Consider the following 18,746-nt stretch of genomic DNA (forward strand, 5'->3'; position numbering starts at 1 on the left):
TGATCACCTGTATAACCAATACGCCGTGCTCTCAATCATGGCACCACGGCGAAGATAAAGACGAAGCGCCGCCACGTTGCTAACCTGCGTCGCGACCCGAAGACATATCAACTCTTGTTGTCGACACCACGCTTCCGCCAGCGCCATCAGCTGTGAACCAATGCCCCGTACGGTAACTCCCGGCCAAACACCCAGTAGCCCGATACGTGCATCCGTGTCATCCATTCTGCGTAGCGTGACCCACCCTTGTGGATTGCCAGCGGCATCTTCCGCCAGTAAACAGCAGTGGTCGAACGTACCGCGCACGGCATTTTCAATCCACTGCGCATAGAAACGTCCGCTATCCTCCGGCTGATACCACGGAGAACGAAAACGGCTCAGTGCAAAAACACGTGACGCCGCGTCCCTCAGTGCAGGGATATCGTCGAGCGTAGCTTCACGCCAGCACGGTAGCGGCGTAACAACAGCGGCCCGTCGCAGCGGCAGACTGAGATCAACCTCGCCTTCCACCAATCGAAAACCAAGATCGGCAAGTGCATCCGCCAGCACCAGATTGTCCGCCGTAATTTTGGCCTGCGTCAGCGTCAATGCGTTCAGTGCATCGGGCGTCAACGCAGGCGCAGAAGGCGAAAAATTCAGCTTACCGCTGTCAATCTGGAAGAATTCACTCTCCCAGCCTAGCGGTTCAACCGTGGCACGAATCTCTCCCTTTCCTATTGATATCGGATGGGTCATCGTTTCGCTCCTTCATTTCCGCCATCTGGTTCAGGCACGGGTTTAGTCGCTCAGCCCTAAACGCTCGCCGGTATAAGAACCATCTTGCACGCTGCGCCACCATTTTTCGTTATTCAGATACCAACTGACGGTTTTTCTCATGCCCGTCTCAAACGTTTCTTCTGGACGCCAGCCCAGCTCACGTTCAATTTTCCCGGCATCGATCGCGTAACGCATATCGTGACCTGGACGGTCTTTCACGTAGGTGATGAGATCGCGGTAATGCGCTACGCCAACGGGCTTATTCGGCGCCAGCTCTTCGAGCAGCGCGCAAATGGTCTGCACGACTTCAATGTTTTTACGCTCGTTATGACCGCCGATGTTGTACGTCTCGCCGATTTCGCCTTCCGTTACGACTTTGTACAATGCACGAGCGTGGTCTTCGACAAACAGCCAGTCACGGATTTGCGCGCCGTCACCATAAACGGGTAACGGTTTGCCCGCGACCGCATTCAGGATCACCAGCGGAATCAACTTCTCTGGGAAATGGTAAGGGCCGTAGTTATTCGAGCAGTTGGTGATAACCGTCGGGAACCCGTAGGTGCGCAACCAGGCGCGAACCAAGTGGTCGCTGGAGGCTTTCGATGCGGAATAAGGGCTGCTTGGCGCATAAGGCGTGGTTTCTGTAAACAGATCGTCCGTCCCGTGCAGGTCACCAAACACTTCATCGGTAGAGATATGGTGAAAACGGAACGCACTCTTGTCCGCATCAGCCAGGTTCTGCCAGTAGTGCCGTGCCGCTTCCAACATCGTATAGGTGCCGACAATATTGGTTTCGATAAAGGCTGCTGGGCCATCGATAGAGCGATCGACGTGGCTTTCTGCCGCCAGATGCATCACCAGCGCTGGCTGGTAAGCCGTAAAGACACGGTCCAGTTCAGCACGATCGCAGATATCCACCTGCTCGAACGCAAAACGTTCGCTATCAGCAACAGGAGCCAGCGAAGACAGGTTGCCCGCATAGGTCAGCTTATCGACAACGACGACGCTGTCCTGCGTTTCCGTCAAAATGTATCTGACCAACGCCGAACCAATAAATCCAGCACCACCGGTAATTAAAATACGCTTCAACGCCATACTCCTTTGGTATCGATAACCCACTGTTGTTTCACATCTTCTGGGTTAACCGCTTTAAACTGACGGTGGTCAACCAGCATTACCAGCACATCGGCTTCTTTTAATGCACTGCTGGTATCGACCAGTTTTACCTGTCCGGCCAACACGGACGGCAGGTGTTTGACATTCGGTTCGACGGCTAACGTCACGCCGGTATTCCACTGTGCAATCATGGACGTAATCCCTACCGCGGGACTTTCACGCAGGTCGTCAATATCAGGCTTAAACGCCAGCCCAAAGCAGGCCACCGTAACCTCGCTCGCGCGTTTATCCGTTTGCGCCAGATAATCCGCCACGGCCGCTTTTACGCGATCCACCACCCAGAGCGGTTTGCCATCGTTCACCAGTCTGGCGGTATGAATCAACCGAGCCTGCTGCGGATTCTGCGCCACGATGAACCAGGGATCGACAGCGATGCAGTGTCCACCGACGCCAGGGCCGGGTTGCAGGATATTGACGCGAGGATGGCGGTTTGCCAATCGGATAAGTTCCCATACGTTAATGTTTTGTTCGGCACAAATCAGCGAGAGTTCATTGGCGAAAGCAATATTGACGTCGCGGAAGCTGTTTTCCGTCAGCTTGCACATTTCGGCGGTGCGGGAGTTAGTAACCACACACTCACCTTCGAGGAAGATTTTGTACAATTCGCTCGCGCGAGCAGAGCACACTGGGGTCATGCCGCCAATGACGCGATCGTTTTTAATCAGCTCGACCACGACCTGCCCCGGCAGCACGCGTTCAGGACAATAGGCAATATTGATATCCGCCGTTTCCCCAACCTGCTGCGGAAACGTCAAGTCAGGGCGCGCGTCGGCCAGCCACTCGGCCATTTGCTCCGTCGCCCCCACGGGGGATGTCGATTCCAGAATCACCAGATCGCCCTTCTTCAGAACAGGCGCGATGGACGCCGCAGCCGCCTGAACGTAGGCCAGATCGGGTTCGTGATCGCCTTTGAAAGGGGTAGGAACGGCGATCAGGAAAGCATCGGCTGGCACAGGCTTTGTCATCGCCTGGAGGTAACCATTTTCCACTGCCACTTTGACCAACGAATCCAGATCGGGCTCGACGATATGGATTTCGCCGCGATTAATGGTTTCGACCGCCAGTTTGTTCACATCGATACCGATGACTTTTTTCTGGCGCGACGCAAACGCCGCGGCGGTGGGTAAACCGATGTAGCCCAAACCGATTACGGAAATGGTAGTAAAGCTCATAGTGTCACCTGATAATTTTTATGTCGGGCCGTCGCAGCCCGAAAATGCACTTAGCGATTTTTTATGTCGGGCTATCCTTGCCCGACCCCCTTCGGGCCGTCGCATAGCGACGTTTAAAATCGCTCCTAGCGATTTTTTAAAGCATCAACGATGCGTTGACAGGCTTGTCCATCACCATAAGGGTTATGAGCGCGACTCATTGCCTGATACGCCTCTTCATCCGTCAACAGCATAGATACCGCATCGACAATGCTGGTTACTTCCGTACCTACCAGCTTGACCGTACCAGCTTCAATGGCCTCCGGCCGTTCTGTCGTATCACGCATCACCAATACGGGCTTGCCTAACGACGGAGCCTCTTCCTGAATCCCGCCAGAGTCAGTCAAAATCATGTAAGAACGATTCATCAAATACACGAAAGGCAGATAGTCCTGCGGCGCAATTAGCATCACATTATCAATGCCGCTCAATATGCGATTCACCGGTTCACTGACGTTAGGATTCAAATGGACCGGATACACAATTTGTACTTCAGGGTGTCGACGGGCGATATCGGCCAGCGCGCTGCAAATACGCTCAAAGCCACCGCCAAAACTCTCGCGACGGTGTCCAGTAACCAGAATCAGCTTCTTGTTGTCGTCTAAAAAAGCATATTTTTCATCGAGGCTGCGGCGTAACGCGGCGTCCCCGAGAATACGATCGCGCACCCAGAACAGCGCATCAATCACCGTATTACCCGTCACAAAAATATGCCGGTCAGACAGATGCTCACGCAGTAAATTTTGGCGGGAATTTTCCGTCGGGGCGAAATGGTACATCGCCAAATGTCCGGTCAATTTGCGGTTAGCCTCTTCCGGCCAGGGCGAGTAGAGATTGCCAGTACGCAATCCCGCTTCTACGTGGCCGACGGGGATACGCTGATAAAAAGCCGCTAGGCTGGTTGCCAACGTCGTGGTGGTATCGCCGTGTACCAACACCAGATCTGGTTTGAACTCCGCCATAACGGGTTCAAGTCCCGATAAAATCCGGCAGGATATCTCACTGAGTCCCTGTCCCGGTCGCATAATATCCAGATCGTAATCCGGCGTAATATCGAACAAACGCAGCACCTGATCCAGCATCTCCCGGTGCTGGGCTGTTACGCAAATTCTCGATTCAAAGGCTCCATCCTGAGCCAAGGCATGAACCAGCGGTGCCATTTTTATGGCTTCCGGCCGGGTGCCGAAAACAGTCAATACTTTCACATTGAATCTCTTTAATCAGGTTAGACGCAGACGCTCGCTGAGCATCAGACGCGAATCAGCAAGCTGGTTGGCGCGGACGGCGAGCCAAGGCAACACCCGCGCCGACGAGCGCACCAATTGCACCCCACATCACCATCAGGAATGCCCGGCGCGGGCTGTCGCGCTTCACCGGTTCTTCCGGCGTACGCAAATAACGATATGTCTGGAAACTGCCCTCAAGCGTTGGGCCGACGTTCAGCGTCGCCAACATCGCGCGATTTTGATCGTAATCCAGTTCATAGTGCGGGCCGCTGGTCTGCAACGTTTCCAGTCGGGCTTGAAGCATCGGCCTGCCAAGCAGGAACATTTCTGATGCGGGGATTTCGTCTGCTGGCGTATCCGTCTGGCTACGGCTAATACCTTGCTGCTGGGCGATTTTCAGCGCCAGTTCAAGGCTGCGGACTTCGCGATCGTAAATCGCTTTTGCTACTGCTTCCTGACGCTTGATCTGCGACTTCATGAAAATGGTTCTGGCAGCCCAAGCCCCCTTGATCTCTTCATTCAGGTGGCTGGCTGCACGCTGGCTGGCAAAAACCACGTACTGACGAAGCAACGTATTGGAATCCGCAGAGGTTTCCGCCACCAGCTTCACAGAATCATTGGTTTTTTTCCCGCTGTCGCGCGGCGTAAACTGAATGTTGTTAACCAGTTCATCCAGCAGAGCCGCATCAGCTTTTCCATCACCTTCCAGACGCTGCTTATAATAGTCAGTCTGTAACCAGAAATCGCGGCGAGTATCATAGGCCGCTAATTGCATGATGAATTCGTCATAAGCATCAGCCGAAATAGACGGTTGCTCAGGCTGAGGCGTGGAAAAAGAGCGGGCGTCGAGGTTACGCAGGAATTGCTGCTGCGAATAATACCCGCCCAGCATATTGACCGTCGGTTTGTCGGTAATCGCTGTCGCGCTCCACTCCTGTTTAACAAGATAGGAATAGCCTAATGCCACAATGGCAAAAAGCAGGCCGATCGCTATCGGCCATACCTTTCCACGCCACAACAGGCGAAATAAACCACGGATATCCAATTCGTTATCAATCAATGCATTCCCGGTAGACAAGTTCTCTGATTTCATTACTTCCCCAAAATTATTTGGTCAGGATGACTGCTTTTGCTCATCAGAATGCCGCATACGGCGTTTGATTCGCTTGATAAAACGGGCGACCCGCCATGCTCGTTTCAGGCAGTAGCCATACAGTAGAAATGCAAGCAAGAATAATGCCAACATGAACCATTCGGGTATGAAAAAGAAATATTCTCCCAACACGCCGACCGCTGCCAACAAGGCGGCAGCAAGCGTAATCAACACAAATGCCTGACGGGAAGAAAAGCCAGCCCGCATCATTAAATGATGGATATGCTGTCGGTCAGGCGAGAACGGGCTCATCCCTTTGCGCAAGCGCCGATACATAATGGCAATCATATCGATCAGCGGGATAGCGATGATCCACAGTGCCGTAACCGGGTTAATCGGATGCTGTGGGCCTTGCGTCGTTTGAATCAGGAGCCAGATAGCCGTGAAGCCAATCATCGTGCTACCAGCATCGCCCATGAAGACCTTGTAGCGTGGCCCAAACATGCCGAGGTTAAGCAGAATATAAGGCAACGTCGCCGCAATCATGGCGAAACACCACAATGCCAGATTCGTGTGGCCGCTCAGGTACAGCAAAATCCCCATCGCCCCAAATGAGACGCTGGACAATCCGCCGAGCAATCCATCGATCCCGTCGACCATATTGAACGCATTGATCGCCGCCCAAACCGCAAACAGCGTGACCAGATAGCCAAACGGCCCCAGCCCCATTTGCCATGGGCCGAAAATGTATCCCAGGTTGTGTATCGTCAAGCCAGCAAAAACCATCATCACCACAGCGACAAGCGCCTGCACAACGGCACGAATTTTTACGCTGATATCAAAACGATCGTCCAGCATGCCGATAAACACCAGCACACCCGCGCACATCAGATAAAGACGGAAATTGGGGATATATTGATCGGTAATAAAGTAGGTAAAACAGATACCCGCATACACGGAAATACCACCAACCAGAGGCACAAGACCCCGATGGCGTTTACGGTAGTTGGGACGATCGACAAGCCCTATTTTACCCGCGATGCTGCGAGCAAAAAAAAGGAAGCCTAAAGAAAACAAGAAAATAAATAGTAATTCGGTACTCATAGTGAGTAAGTTCACCGTTAACAGCTGCGCTGTAGCTGTTCAGTATAGACTCGGTTTACGCCTTATATCCTATCGCCCACATTGATCGCCAGTACAAATTGAGTGATAACCCAGTCTTACCAGTAGAAAGCCCCTTCACATCCGATCAATTGGGGGATAAAAAAACGCCACGACCCAGCGTGGCGTTCCCCGAGTTATCCGTAATGTACCCGTCATACTTCAAGCCGCATGTGCGTTGGCAATACTCGGCTCATCTCTGAGCCTCACCCTGAGGGGCCGCCGCAAGCGGCGTTCAAATTGGCTAAACCAATTTGTCCTTACTCACCCCAGTCACTTACTGATGTAAGCTCCTGGGGATTCGTGCGCTTGCCGCGTTACAAGGCACATAAATGTACCTCGCCCTGACGGGCCAACGCTTTGCGTTGTTCAAAACGCTAGCGTTTTGTCCTGCAACTCGAATTATTTAGGGTATATATAATAGATGAACGCCCGGATTTATGAACGTTTCATCATATCGAAGAATTCATCGTTGGTTTTCGTCATCGCCAACTTGTTGATGAGGAATTCCATCGCGTCGATCTCACCCATTGGGTGGATGATCTTGCGTAGAATCCACATCTTCTGCAATTCTTCAGAGGTGGTAAGCAGTTCTTCTTTACGCGTACCGGAACGGTTGTAATCAATCGCTGGGAACACGCGTTTTTCTGCGATTTTACGCGCCAGGTGCAGTTCCATATTACCTGTACCTTTAAATTCTTCGTAAATCACTTCGTCCATCTTAGAACCGGTATCAACCAGCGCGGTGGCGATGATTGTCAGGCTACCGCCTTCCTCAACGTTACGCGCCGCACCGAAGAAACGCTTCGGACGATGCAGGGCGTTGGCATCCACACCACCCGTCAACACTTTGCCCGAAGCCGGAACCACGGTGTTGTAGGCACGCGCCAGACGAGTAATGGAGTCCAGCAGGATGATAACGTCTTTCTTATGCTCAACCAGACGCTTCGCTTTTTCGATCACCATTTCGGCAACCTGAACGTGACGGGAAGCGGGTTCGTCAAACGTTGACGCAACCACTTCACCCTTCACCAGACGCTGCATCTCGGTAACTTCTTCCGGACGCTCGTCAATCAGCAGCACCATCAGCACGCAGTCAGGATGGTTGTAAGCGATGCTCTGCGCGATGTTCTGCAGCAGCATGGTTTTACCCGCTTTTGGCGGTGCAACGATCAAACCACGTTGACCACGGCCGATCGGCGAAGCCAGATCCAGCACACGCGCCGTCAGATCTTCTGTCGAACCGTTACCACGTTCCATACGCAGACGAGAGTTTGCGTGCAGCGGTGTTAAGTTTTCGAACAGGATCTTGTTGCGGGCGTTTTCAGGTTTGTCGTAGTTGACTTCGTTAACTTTCAGCAGCGCAAAGTAGCGTTCACCCTCTTTCGGCGGACGAATCTTGCCAGAAATGGTGTCACCAGTGCGGAGGTTAAAACGGCGGATTTGGCTGGGAGAAACGTAGATATCATCGGGGCCTGCGAGGTAGGAGCTGTCTGCGGAGCGGAGAAAGCCGAAGCCATCCTGCAATATCTCCAGCACACCATCGCCGAAAATATCCTCGCCGCTTTTGGCATGCTGTTTCAGAATAGCGAAGATAATATCCTGTTTGCGCATGCGGGCCTGGTTTTCCAGTCCCATATTTTCGCCAAGAGTAATTAACTCAGAAACTGGCGTATTCTTTAATTCGGTAAGATTCATAGTGGTGGGTTCTTTAACTCGGGGTAAATCTCGAACTATAACGTGAATGGTATGGCAGGATCATCCGTGCCTCTATAACAGCCTTCAACCACCGGATTCCTGTCTGGTTTCACACCTGAAGCGCATTAAATCCGCGCAAAACAACATCCGCATAAACGATATCCGCATAAATCAACGGCAGGAGATCGAAGACACATAAAACCAATTATTGTAAAACTAGCAGACTGCCCAAATCGGATCACAAACGTGTTGTAAAACAATCGTCTTGTAGAACAATTACCTTGTAAAACAACGATTTTTTCGATTTCGACACAGAATAATGCTTTAGACTCTAACTTTCAGGCTTAAGCCTAAGGGCTTAAACATAGGCAAGTACGATATGCAGTGATGAAGAATCTAACATGCTTCCCGACGAGCGGCAAGCAGTCAATATGAGAATTACATATTGCCCAATTGCGCTCGTCGGCAACACCCTTTAGAAGGGTATCAAGCTAATTACAGATTTGCCGTCAGGAACTCTTTCAGTTGCCCTTTGGACAGTGCGCCGACTTTCGTCGCAGCGACTTCGCCGTTTTTAAACAGCAGCAGAGTAGGGATGCCACGGATACCATATTTTGGTGCGGTAGCCGGGTTTTCATCAATGTTCAACTTGGTAACCGTCAGTTTACCTTCAAACTCTTCGGCAATTTCATCCAGAATAGGAGCGATCATTTTGCAAGGACCACACCACTCAGCCCAGAAATCAACCAAGATAGCGCCCTCAGCTTGCAATACTTTCGTGCCGAAGCTGTCATCAGTCAGGTGAATTATTTTATCGCTCATATTTTACTCCGCAGGATTATTTCTACCTTGTTGGTGTAGCATTAACCAACAACGGCTTGACTTTATTTCACCGGATACGCTTTCGTAAAGCAATAGTTAGCTGATATTCTACCACACTATGAGCAAAACACACTTAACTGAACAGAAGTTTTCCGACTTCGCCCTGCACCCGCAGGTTATTGAAGCTCTTGAAAGTAAAGGGTTTCATAACTGTACGCCTATTCAGGCGTTAGCTCTGCCATTGGCTCTGTCAGGGCGTGATGTTGCGGGTCAGGCGCAAACCGGTACCGGCAAGACGCTGGCTTTTCTTGCGTCTACTTTCCATTATCTGCTTTCACACCCTGCAAATGCAGAGCGTCAGACCAACCAGCCACGTGCTTTAATTATGGCACCAACCCGTGAATTGGCTGTCCAGATTCACTCGGATGCAGAAGCGCTGTCTCATGCAACTGGGCTAAAATTAGGTTTAGCCTACGGTGGCGACGGCTACGACAAACAGCTTAAAGTGCTGGAAAGCGGCGTTGATATTCTGATCGGCACCACCGGTCGCCTGATCGACTACGCCAAACAGAACCATATTAATCTCGGCGCGATTCAGGTTGTCGTGCTGGACGAAGCCGATCGCATGTACGATCTCGGCTTCATCAAAGACATTCGCTGGCTATTCCGCCGCATGCCCGCAGCGGCACAGCGCTTGAACATGCTCTTTTCCGCTACGCTCTCCTACCGAGTGCGTGAACTCGCGTTTGAACAGATGAATAACGCCGAGTATGTGGAAGTCGAACCGGAACAGAAAACCGGCCACCGTATTACAGAAGAACTGTTTTATCCGTCCAACGAAGAAAAAATGCGCCTGCTCCAGACGCTGCTGGAAGAAGAGTGGCCTGACCGCTGCATTATTTTCGCAAATACCAAGCATCGTTGCGAAGACGTCTGGGGCCATCTGGCTGCCGACGGCCATCGCGTTGGGCTACTGACGGGCGACGTCGCGCAGAAAAAACGTCTGCGTATTCTGGAAGAATTTACCCAGGGTAATCTGGATATTCTGGTGGCAACGGACGTTGCAGCTCGCGGTTTGCATATTCCTTCCGTGACCCACGTTTTCAACTACGATCTGCCGGATGACTGCGAAGACTACGTTCACCGTATTGGTCGTACGGGCCGTGCGGGACAAAGCGGATTCTCTATCAGCCTGGCCTGTGAAGAGTACGCGCTGAATCTCCCAGCTATCGAAACCTATATCGGTCACGGTATCCCGGTCAGCAAATACAACAGTGACGCGCTGATGAATGATTTACCTGCGCCGAAGCGTTTAACGCGTCCACCGCGTTCCAATAATGGCCCGCGCCGACACAATGCGCCGCGCCGCAGCGGAGCGCCCCGTAATAACCGTAAACGAGCGGAATAACCGTCGATGCTGAGCTCTTCTTCACTTTACGCTGCCATCGATCTCGGCTCGAACAGCTTCCATATGCTGGTCACCCGGGAAACCGCAGGCAGCATTCAGACGCTGGCGAAAATAAAGCGTAAAGTCCGCCTTGCGGCAGGGCTGGATAAACAGAATCGGCTCTCGCAGGAAGCGATGCAGCGTGGCTGGCAGTGTCTACAACTGTTCTCCGAACGGTTGCAGGACATTCCGCAGGATCAGGTGCGCGTCGTCGCGACCGCAACCCTGCGTCTGGCAACGAACGCTGACGAGTTTCTGCAACGGGCTCAGGAAATTCTGGGCTTGCCGATTCAAGTTATCAGCGGTGAAGAAGAAGCACGCTTGATTTATCAAGGTGTGGCACATACGACAGGTGGCCCAGACGCGCGTCTGGTCGTGGATATTGGCGGTGGCAGTACCGAACTGGCAACGGGAATCGGCGCAAAGACGACTCAGTTAATCAGCCTCCCGATGGGATGCGTAACCTGGCTGGATCGTTATTTCAGCGACCGCAATCTGGAAGCCGGTAACTTTGAACGCGCTGAACAGGCGGCGCGTGAAATGCTGCGTCCTGTCGCGGCTTCTCTGCGCGAACAGGGCTGGCAAATCTGCGTCGGTGCTTCCGGCACAGTTCAAGCGCTACAGGAAATTATGGTCGCGCAGGGAATGGATGAATACATTACTCTGCCGAAGCTCAGACAGCTTAAAGAGCATGCGATTCAGTGCGATAAGCTGGAAGAATTGGAAATTGATGGCCTGACGCTGGAACGCGCACTGGTTTTCCCCAGCGGATTAGCCATTCTGCTGGCGATCTTCCAGGAGCTCGACATCAAAACGATGACGCTGGCCGGAGGCGCGCTGCGTGAAGGACTGGTGTATGGCATGCTGCATCTGCCCGTCGACCAAGATATCCGTCACCGTACGTTAGCGACGCTGCAACGCCGCTATTTGCTGGATACCGAGCAGGCTAAACGTGTCAGCACACTGGCGGACAACTTTCTGCAACAGGTTGCCCGTGACTGGCAGTTAGATAACCGATGTCGCGAGTTACTGCGCAGCGCCTGTCTGGTGCACGAAATCGGTTTGAGCATTGATTTTCGCCAGTCACCCCAGCATGCGGCCTATTTGATTCGTCATAGCGATCTCCCCGGCTTTACGCCCGCCCAGAAGAAGTTGTTAGCTACGCTCCTGCAAAACCAGATTAACCCTGTCGATTTAATGCCGCTCAGTCAGCAAAATGCGCTGCCGGTCAATCAGGCACAGCGCCTGTGCCGCCTGTTGCGTCTGGCGATTATTTTTGCCAGCCGCCGCCGCGATGACACGCTGCCAGCAGTACGGCTACGCGTAGAAGGTGAAGCATTGCGTTTGATTCTGCCCGCCGGTTGGCTGGCTCAGCACCCGTTACGGACAGAAATGCTGGAACAGGAAAGCCGCTGGCAGAGTTACGTACACTGGCCCCTGATGCTGGAAGAGACCCCCGCTTAACGAGTACATAGGGGAGAATGCTTTACTCCCCTTTGGCTTTTGCTAACATCGCCCGGATACTGGCGACGTTCGTCTGACCTTTCTGCATACGTTCTTGTGCGCTAACCACTTTTCTTTCCGTTTCCCACACCACATCATCCTGCGGCAGTTCAAGCAAGAAACGACTCGGTTCGGGGCGCACCAACTCGCCATACTGGCGGCGCTCTTTGCACAATGTGAAGAACAGTTCACGCTGAGCGCGCGTAATCCCCACATATGCCAGACGACGTTCTTCATCGACGTTATCTTCATCAATGCTGCTCTGGTGCGGCAACAGACCTTCTTCCATCCCAACTAGAAAGACGTACGGGAATTCCAAGCCTTTGGATGCATGCAGCGTCATTAGCTGAACTTGATCCAGTTCCTCTTCACTCTCTCCACGTTCCATCATGTCCCGCAGCGTGAAACGCGTCACCACCTGCGTTAGCGTCATGGGTTCATCCAGCTCGGAACCTTCCAGCATTTCCGTCATCCAGCTAAATAGCTGATTGACGTTCTTCATCCGCATTTCTGCGGCTTTTGGGCTCGGCGAGGTTTCATACAGCCAGCTTTCGTAGTCCAGCCCATGAATCAGATCTCGCACAGCGGCGACTGGTTCATGCTCTGCCAGACGGGCGATTTCCGCCAGCCACTGGGTAAACCGTTGCAGGGATTCCAGCCCACGGCCGGTCAGCGACTGGCTCAGCCCGAGATCAAAACTCGCGCTGAACAGACCTTTATTGCGCTGCCCTGCCCACTCGCCCAGCTTCTTCATCGTTGCCGGGCCAATCTCACGCTTAGGCGTGTTCACAATGCGTAAGAACGCACTGTCATCGTCCGGGTTGGTCAGGACGCGCAGATAGGCCAGTAAATCTTTGATTTCAGGTCGGGAGAAAAAGGACGTGCCACCGGAGATGCGATACGGAATACGGTTCTGCATCAGCATCTTTTCAAACAAACGCGATTGATGGTTACCACGATACAAAATGGCATAGTCACCGTACTGGGTCTTTTTAATAAAGTGATGAGCAATCAGCTCACCCACGACCCGCTCTGCTTCGTGATCTTCATTGTTGGCGGTAATCACTTTGAGTTCATCACCGTAACCCAGCTCCGAGAACAGACGCTTTTCAAAGACGTGCGGGTTATTGGCGATGAGAATATTGGCGGCTTTCAGAATACGCCCGGATGAGCGGTAATTTTGTTCCAGCTTGATCACGTCAAGCGCGGGGAAATCCTGCTGTAGCAAGACCAGATTCTGCGGTCGCGCACCGCGCCAGGAATAAATAGACTGATCGTCATCCCCTACCACGGTAAAACGCGCACGGGTGCCGACCAGCAGCTTCACTAGCTCATACTGGCTGGTATTGGTGTCCTGATATTCATCCACCAGCAGGTAGCGTAAGCGGTTCTGCCAGCGTTCACGCACCTCAGTGTTCTGCTTCAGCAACAGCGTGGGCAGCAAAATCAGATCGTCGAAGTCCAGCACGTTACAGGCGCGAAGGTGGTCGTGATAGAGCGAGTAGCAATGCACAAACAGCTTGTCGCGTTCGGAGCGAGCAGTTGCTGCCGCTCCAGCAGGATCGATAAGATCGTTTTTCCAGTTTGAGATCGTCGAGATCAGCTGTTGCAGCAGAACTTTATCGTTTTCCAGCCACTGCTCCGTCAGCTCTTTCAGCAGCGCCATCTGGTCCTGATCGTCAAATAGGGAGAAATTGGATTTCATGCCCAACGCGACGTATTCACGTTTAATGATCTCCAACCCCAGCGTATGGAAGGTCGCGATCATCAGCCCACGCGTTTCTTTGCGCCCCAACGTTTGCGCCACGCGCTCCTTCATCTCTCGTGCCGCTTTGTTGGTAAACGTCACGGCGGCAATGTGCCGAGCCTGATAGCCACACTGGCGAATAAGGTGCGCGATTTTGTTGGTGATAACGCGGGTCTTGCCTGAACCTGCGCCCGCCAGCACCAGACAAGGTCCGGTGACGAATTCGACGGCGTGTTGTTGGCTGGGGTTTAAGCGCATAACGATCTTGCTCACTCATAAAACGGAAGGCGATTGTAGCAGAAAGCCGTATCGATCTTGACCAGGGATTTGTTATTAAGGAAAGCACATCGCAGTCCACATCTTGCGTTGCAAATGTTACATTGCGCGCCGGAATCTCTTTTGCAAAAAAGGTAATAACATGGCGAATACCGCAGCAGCCCTACACATCCTGGTAGACACTGAGCAGGAAGCTAATGACATTCTTGCGCAACTGGAAAAAGGTGCAGATTTCCAGAAACTGGCACAGAAGCACTCAACCTGCCCGTCAAAACGCAACGGCGGCGATTTAGGTGAGTTTCGTAAAGGCGACATGGTGCCAGCTTTCGATAAGGCGGTGTTTTCCTGCGAATTGCTGAAACCGTTTGGTCCGGTGAAGACCCAGTTTGGCTACCATGTGATCAAGGTGTTGTACCGCAATTAAGTTGTACCGCCACTCAGTCGTCACACCGACACCCCGAACATAAAAAGCGCGCCGACCTTCTGGTTTGGCGCGCTTTTTCTATTAAATGCCTTATTAACCTATCGTCATCAGGCTGGCATTACCGCCTGCGGCGGCGGTATTGATACTCAGAGAACGTTCGATCAACAGACGTTCCAACTGAATGTGGGTATCGCCCTGCGCATAGCCTAACAGCAGGATAATCGGGCCATCGCGCTCTGCAAGCCCCTCACTCAACTGCCGTAACCGATCGGCATCCCCATGATAAATGACACCATGAAAAGACACGTCTTGCCGCTGCCAGTCAGGCGTGAACTGAATATGCGACTGCACACCTGAGGGTAAACGGCCATAAAGCATTTTCTCGTGCTCACCTTCCGGCCACAGCAGTTTCCCGCCTGTCGCCAGCACCGCTGCCGCCTGAATCAAGCGATCGTCCTCATTATCCGCCAGACACAGAATCCGCTCACGCGGTAGTAGCGTATAGGAATTACGTTCCCCTGTCGGGCCGGGCAGCAATCGCGTTGTCCCGCTGACGCTATATTCTCTGTAGCGTTGGCATAACGTCGCTAGCCCGTGACGCTCCCCGGCAATAGCCCAGTCTTCCAGCGCCTGTAGCCCAGCCAGCAGCGACGTTGAGGCAGACGCATCCAGCGTTTGCTCACGAGCCTGCCTAGCCAATTCTGCCGCAAGCGCCTCGTCCGGCCGATGTGCCAGCAAGCGATACAGGTAAAGCGGCCCGCCCGCCTTTGGTCCGGTTCCCGATAAACCTTCCCCGCCAAACGGTTGAACGCCGACAACAGCACCGACCATATTGCGATTCACATACTGGTTACCCACTTTCGCCTTGCCCGTCACACGCAGGATAGTTTCATCAATGCGGGTATGCACACCCAGCGTCAGACCGTATCCCGCCGCGTTGATCTGCTCAATCACTGCATCCAACAGCTGGCTTTGATAGCGAACGACGTGTAAAACTGGACCAAAAACTTCTTTTTTCAGCTCGTCTATCTTGCCCAGTTCGATCAGGGTCGGTTTCACAAACGTCCCATGCCGCCACGTCTCCTCATCCTGCGGATACGCTGCCTGAAATACGGTATGGCCTTTCGCCCGCATCGTCTGGATATGCAGTTCCACGTTCTCTTTCGCCTCGGCGTCAATCAGCGGGCCGATATCGGTCGATAACCGTTCAGGATTCCCCATTCGACACTCCGCCATCGCGCCACGCAGCATAGCCAGAGTGCGATCCGCGATATCTTCTTGCAGGCACAGAAGGCGCAGCGCCGAGCAACGCTGTCCGGCGCTGTCGAATGCAGAGGCAATAACGTCATTCACCACCTGTTCTGTCAGCGCAGACGAATCGACAATCATCGCATTCAGGCCACCCGTTTCGGCAATCAGCGGCGTCAAACGCCCCTGTGGGTCGAGCCTGCCCGCGATACCGCGTTGTAGGGTTTTGGCAACGGTCGTCGATCCGGTAAACACTACGCCGCGTACCCGCTCATCGTTCACCAACGCCGCACCAATCGTTTCCCCCTGTCCGGGCAGCAATTGCAGCACGCCCTGAGGGACACCCGCTTCCCGTAAAATACGCACCGCCTGCGCCGCAATCAGCGGTGTCTGTTCAGCGGGCTTCGCTAGCACGCTGTTTCCAGCCGCCAGCGCAGCAGCAATTTCTCCGGTGAAGATCGCCAGCGGGAAATTCCACGGACTGATGCAAACCACTGGCCCCAGCGGACGATAGGTATCATTGGTGAACGTGTCCCGAACCTGAGCGGCGTAATAGCGTAAGAAGTCCACCGCTTCACGCACTTCCGCAATCGCGTTACTGAAAGATTTACCCGCTTCCCGCACCAGCAGCCCGAGCAGGCTTTGCAACTGCCTTTCCATCAGTGAGGCAGCCTGATTCAATATCGCAGCACGCTCTGCGGGCGGCGTCGCAAACCAGATAGTGCCCGCATGCACCGCGGCTTCTACCGCCTGCTCAACATCTGCCACGGAGGCATCGCGAACATAGCCCACCACATCATGTACATCGGCGGGATTCACGACAGGCCTTTCTTCACTTGCCTCGCTTTCCCCCTCAATCATCGGTACGGCGTACCACGGCTGTGACGCGTGATTTAGCAACGCGCTGGAGAGCGAAGCCAGCCGATGCTCGTTCGAGAGATCCAGCCCGCTCGAATTTTGCCGTTCCCGCCCATATAGCTGACGTGGCAGAGGAATCTTCGGATGCGGTGCGCCCATGATCCATTCCACTTTTGCCAGCGCCTCTACGCCACGAATCGGATCGGCAATCAGCGTTTCCAGCGCCATTGAGGTATCCGCAATGCGATTAACAAATGAGGTATTCGCGCCGTTTTCCAGCAGGCGTCGCACCAGATAAGCCAGCAGTGTTTCATGGGTTCCGACCGGAGCATAAATACGACACGGACGGTTCAATTTTCCGTCAGCAACCGCGCCCACCACCTGATCGTAGAGCGGTTCACCCATGCCGTGCAGGCACTGAAACTCATACTGACCGGGATAATAATTGTTGCCCGCCATGTGGTAGATCGCGCTTACCGTCTGCGCGTTGTGCGTGGCGAACTGCGGGTAAATCAGATTCGGTACGGCCAGCAGCTTGCGGGCGCACGCCAGATAAGCCACATCGGTATAGACCTTACGCGTGTAAACTGGGTAGCCTTCCAGCCCGTCAACCTGCGCGCGCTTGATTTCGCTGTCCCAGTACGCCCCTTTCACCAGACGAATCATCAGCCGTCGACGGCTGCGCTGTGCCAGCTCAATCAGCGCATCGATGACATACGGGCAGCGTTTCTGATAAGCCTGAATGACAAATCCGATACCGTTCCACCCCGCCAACTGTGGCTCCATGCAGAGTTTTTCCAGCAGATCGAGCGAGATCTCCAGTCGGTCGGCTTCCTCTGCGTCGATATTGATCCCGATATCGTACTGACGCGCCAGCAGCGTCAGCATCAACAAACGTGGATAAAGCTCTTCCATCACACGGTCATACTGTGACCGGCTATAGCGCGGGTGCAGCGCCGACAGCTTGATGGAGATGCCCGGCCCTTCATAAATCCCGCGCCCGTTCGAGGCTTTGCCGATAGCGTGAATCGCCTGCTGATAGGCCGTCAGATAGGCGGCAGCATCGTGCTCCGTCAGCGCGGCTTCACCTAACATATCGTAGGAGTAACGGAAGCCTTTGCTCTCCCGTTCTCGGGCATTCGCCAGCGCTTCACCCATGGTTTCCCCCGTGACAAACTGCTCCCCCATCAGTCGCATAGCCATATCGACGCCTTTGCGGACAAGCGGCTCACCACTTTTCCCGATAATGCGGTTCAGCGAATTCGAAAGATTCACTTCGTTGTGCGTCGCCACCAGCTTTCCGGTAAACAGCAGCCCCCAGGTTGCAGCATTCACAAAGAGAGACGGACTGTGACCAAGATGCGCCTGCCAATTTCCCCGACTGATCTTGTCGCGGATCAGCGCATCACGCGTGGGTTTATCAGGAATACGCAGCAGCGCTTCGGCTAAACACATCAACGCCACCCCTTCCTGAGAAGAAAGTGAGAATTCCTGTAGCAGCCCTTGCACAATGCCCGCACGCCCACTTCCAGCTTTCTGACCGCGTAACTTTTCTGCCAGTTGATAAGCCAGTTTCTGCGTTAACTGCGACATTTCATCGGTAAGTCTTGCCTGTTCAAGCAAGATAGGCACCAATTCATTTTCGGGACGGCGGTAAACAGAAGTAATGGCGGCGCGGATAACGGACTGAGGAAGAACATGTTCAGCGAAATTAAGAAAGGGTGGGTGGGTTTCTTCTTCCTGAGATTGCGGCATAATCTCTTCCGCTTCAATGTGGCTGACGTTCGCCCATTGCGGTGTTTCAGGAGTGTCGAGGCCACTTTCGAGGCGTTCGAGGTAATGGAAAATAGCCTGTTTGATCAGCCAGTGCGGTGTGCGATCAATACGCTGTGCTGCCGCCTTGATGCGTTCGCGCGTTTCCTCATCGAGTTTTACACCCATCGTGGTAGAGCCCATAGAGTCCACTCCTGTAATAAGAAGATGCACATCGGGATAACGCCAATATCAATCATGTTGCAACTTTGTGCAACCTTGTTAGCAAATGGAGCGATTGCAGCCCATCATCTCCGGTTTTATCTTCAACTGCCTGACTATTTTCAT

The 18,746-nt window shown here is 53.3% G+C and carries 13 protein-coding genes; 3 read left to right on the top strand and 10 right to left on the bottom strand.

The annotated features are described in order from the left end of the window. Positions 1-3 precede the first annotated feature (3 nt). From wecD to trxA, 8 genes are all read right to left on the bottom strand, one after another. On the bottom strand, positions 4-735 hold the full coding sequence (gene wecD / locus EIP93_RS20990) for a dTDP-4-amino-4,6-dideoxy-D-galactose acyltransferase (protein WP_103862720.1): 732 nt from the start codon (positions 733-735) through the stop codon (positions 4-6). Positions 736-777: 42 nt separating this feature from the next. Then, positions 778-1,851: a dTDP-glucose 4,6-dehydratase gene (gene rffG / locus EIP93_RS20995; protein ID WP_174447503.1), complete on the bottom strand. Its 1,074-nt coding sequence runs from the start codon at positions 1,849-1,851 to the stop codon at positions 778-780. Next, positions 1,842-3,104: a UDP-N-acetyl-D-mannosamine dehydrogenase gene (gene wecC / locus EIP93_RS21000; protein ID WP_039474261.1), complete on the bottom strand. Its 1,263-nt coding sequence runs from the start codon at positions 3,102-3,104 to the stop codon at positions 1,842-1,844. The genes rffG and wecC overlap by 10 nt, the downstream gene beginning before the upstream one ends. A gap of 125 nt (positions 3,105-3,229) precedes the next feature. Next, a complete protein-coding gene (gene wecB / locus EIP93_RS21005; RefSeq protein WP_103862722.1) occupies positions 3,230-4,348 on the bottom strand; it encodes a non-hydrolyzing UDP-N-acetylglucosamine 2-epimerase in 1,119 nt (372 codons plus the stop codon). A gap of 55 nt (positions 4,349-4,403) precedes the next feature. Beyond that, entirely contained in the window at positions 4,404-5,462 is a 1,059-nt protein-coding gene (gene wzzE, locus EIP93_RS21010; protein ID WP_103971718.1) for an ECA polysaccharide chain length modulation protein, read from the bottom strand. A 21-nt stretch (positions 5,463-5,483) separates the two neighbouring features. Next, the gene (gene wecA / locus EIP93_RS21015) at positions 5,484-6,581 is read right to left on the bottom strand and encodes a UDP-N-acetylglucosamine--undecaprenyl-phosphate N-acetylglucosaminephosphotransferase (RefSeq protein WP_125233222.1); all 1,098 of its coding nucleotides are present in this window, start codon (positions 6,579-6,581) and stop codon (positions 5,484-5,486) included. 480 nt (positions 6,582-7,061) lie between these two features. After that, entirely contained in the window at positions 7,062-8,321 is a 1,260-nt protein-coding gene (gene rho / locus EIP93_RS21020) for a transcription termination factor Rho (protein WP_010283881.1), read from the bottom strand. 495 nt (positions 8,322-8,816) lie between these two features. Further along, positions 8,817-9,143, bottom strand: a complete 327-nt coding sequence (gene trxA, locus EIP93_RS21025; protein ID WP_010283883.1) for a thioredoxin TrxA — start codon at positions 9,141-9,143, stop codon at positions 8,817-8,819. Between the two features lie 118 nt (positions 9,144-9,261). On the opposite strand from trxA, the gene rhlB reads away from it, so the two are divergent. Beyond that, positions 9,262-10,551 carry an ATP-dependent RNA helicase RhlB gene (gene rhlB, locus EIP93_RS21030; RefSeq protein ID WP_095993107.1) on the top strand — a complete coding sequence of 430 codons (1,290 nt, stop codon included), beginning with the start codon at positions 9,262-9,264 and terminating at the stop codon, positions 10,549-10,551. Positions 10,552-10,557: 6 nt separating this feature from the next. Further along, complete coding sequence (ppx, locus tag EIP93_RS21035; RefSeq protein ID WP_103862725.1) at positions 10,558-12,054, top strand: exopolyphosphatase; 1,497 nt, start codon at positions 10,558-10,560, stop codon at positions 12,052-12,054. 22 nt (positions 12,055-12,076) lie between these two features. Here the strand turns inward: ppx and rep are convergent, their stop codons facing one another. Next, positions 12,077-14,098, bottom strand: coding sequence for a DNA helicase Rep (gene rep, locus EIP93_RS21040; RefSeq protein ID WP_125233223.1), 2,022 nt, complete (start codon positions 14,096-14,098; stop codon positions 12,077-12,079). A gap of 160 nt (positions 14,099-14,258) precedes the next feature. Between rep and ppiC the strand changes: the two genes are divergently transcribed. Next, complete coding sequence (ppiC, locus tag EIP93_RS21045; protein ID WP_010294655.1) at positions 14,259-14,540, top strand: peptidylprolyl isomerase PpiC; 282 nt, start codon at positions 14,259-14,261, stop codon at positions 14,538-14,540. 93 nt (positions 14,541-14,633) lie between these two features. Here the strand turns inward: ppiC and putA are convergent, their stop codons facing one another. Continuing rightward, complete coding sequence (putA, locus tag EIP93_RS21050) at positions 14,634-18,602, bottom strand: trifunctional transcriptional regulator/proline dehydrogenase/L-glutamate gamma-semialdehyde dehydrogenase (protein ID WP_125233224.1); 3,969 nt, start codon at positions 18,600-18,602, stop codon at positions 14,634-14,636. Between the last annotated feature and the right edge of the window lie 144 nt (positions 18,603-18,746).

The organism is Pectobacterium versatile (assembly GCF_003932035.1).
Taxonomy (GTDB): domain Bacteria; phylum Pseudomonadota; class Gammaproteobacteria; order Enterobacterales; family Enterobacteriaceae; genus Pectobacterium; species Pectobacterium versatile.

What these genes read in the sequence shown, in the direction of transcription:
- wecD (WP_103862720.1), bottom strand. Translation starts at nt 735, where the DNA reads ATGACCCATCCGATATCAATAGGAAAGGGAGAGATTCGTGCCACGGTT.
- rffG (WP_174447503.1), bottom strand. Translation starts at nt 1,851, where the DNA reads ATGGCGTTGAAGCGTATTTTAATTACCGGTGGTGCTGGATTTATTGGT.
- wecC (WP_039474261.1), bottom strand. Translation starts at nt 3,104, where the DNA reads ATGAGCTTTACTACCATTTCCGTAATCGGTTTGGGCTACATCGGTTTA.
- wzzE (WP_103971718.1), bottom strand. Translation starts at nt 5,462, where the DNA reads ATGAAATCAGAGAACTTGTCTACCGGGAATGCATTGATTGATAACGAA.
- rho (WP_010283881.1), bottom strand. Translation starts at nt 8,321, where the DNA reads ATGAATCTTACCGAATTAAAGAATACGCCAGTTTCTGAGTTAATTACT.
- trxA (WP_010283883.1), bottom strand. Translation starts at nt 9,143, where the DNA reads ATGAGCGATAAAATAATTCACCTGACTGATGACAGCTTCGGCACGAAA.
- rhlB (WP_095993107.1), top strand. Translation starts at nt 9,262, where the DNA reads ATGAGCAAAACACACTTAACTGAACAGAAGTTTTCCGACTTCGCCCTG.
- ppx (WP_103862725.1), top strand. Translation starts at nt 10,558, where the DNA reads ATGCTGAGCTCTTCTTCACTTTACGCTGCCATCGATCTCGGCTCGAAC.
- rep (WP_125233223.1), bottom strand. Translation starts at nt 14,098, where the DNA reads ATGCGCTTAAACCCCAGCCAACAACACGCCGTCGAATTCGTCACCGGA.
- ppiC (WP_010294655.1), top strand. Translation starts at nt 14,259, where the DNA reads ATGGCGAATACCGCAGCAGCCCTACACATCCTGGTAGACACTGAGCAG.
- putA (WP_125233224.1), bottom strand. Translation starts at nt 18,602, where the DNA reads ATGGGCTCTACCACGATGGGTGTAAAACTCGATGAGGAAACGCGCGAA.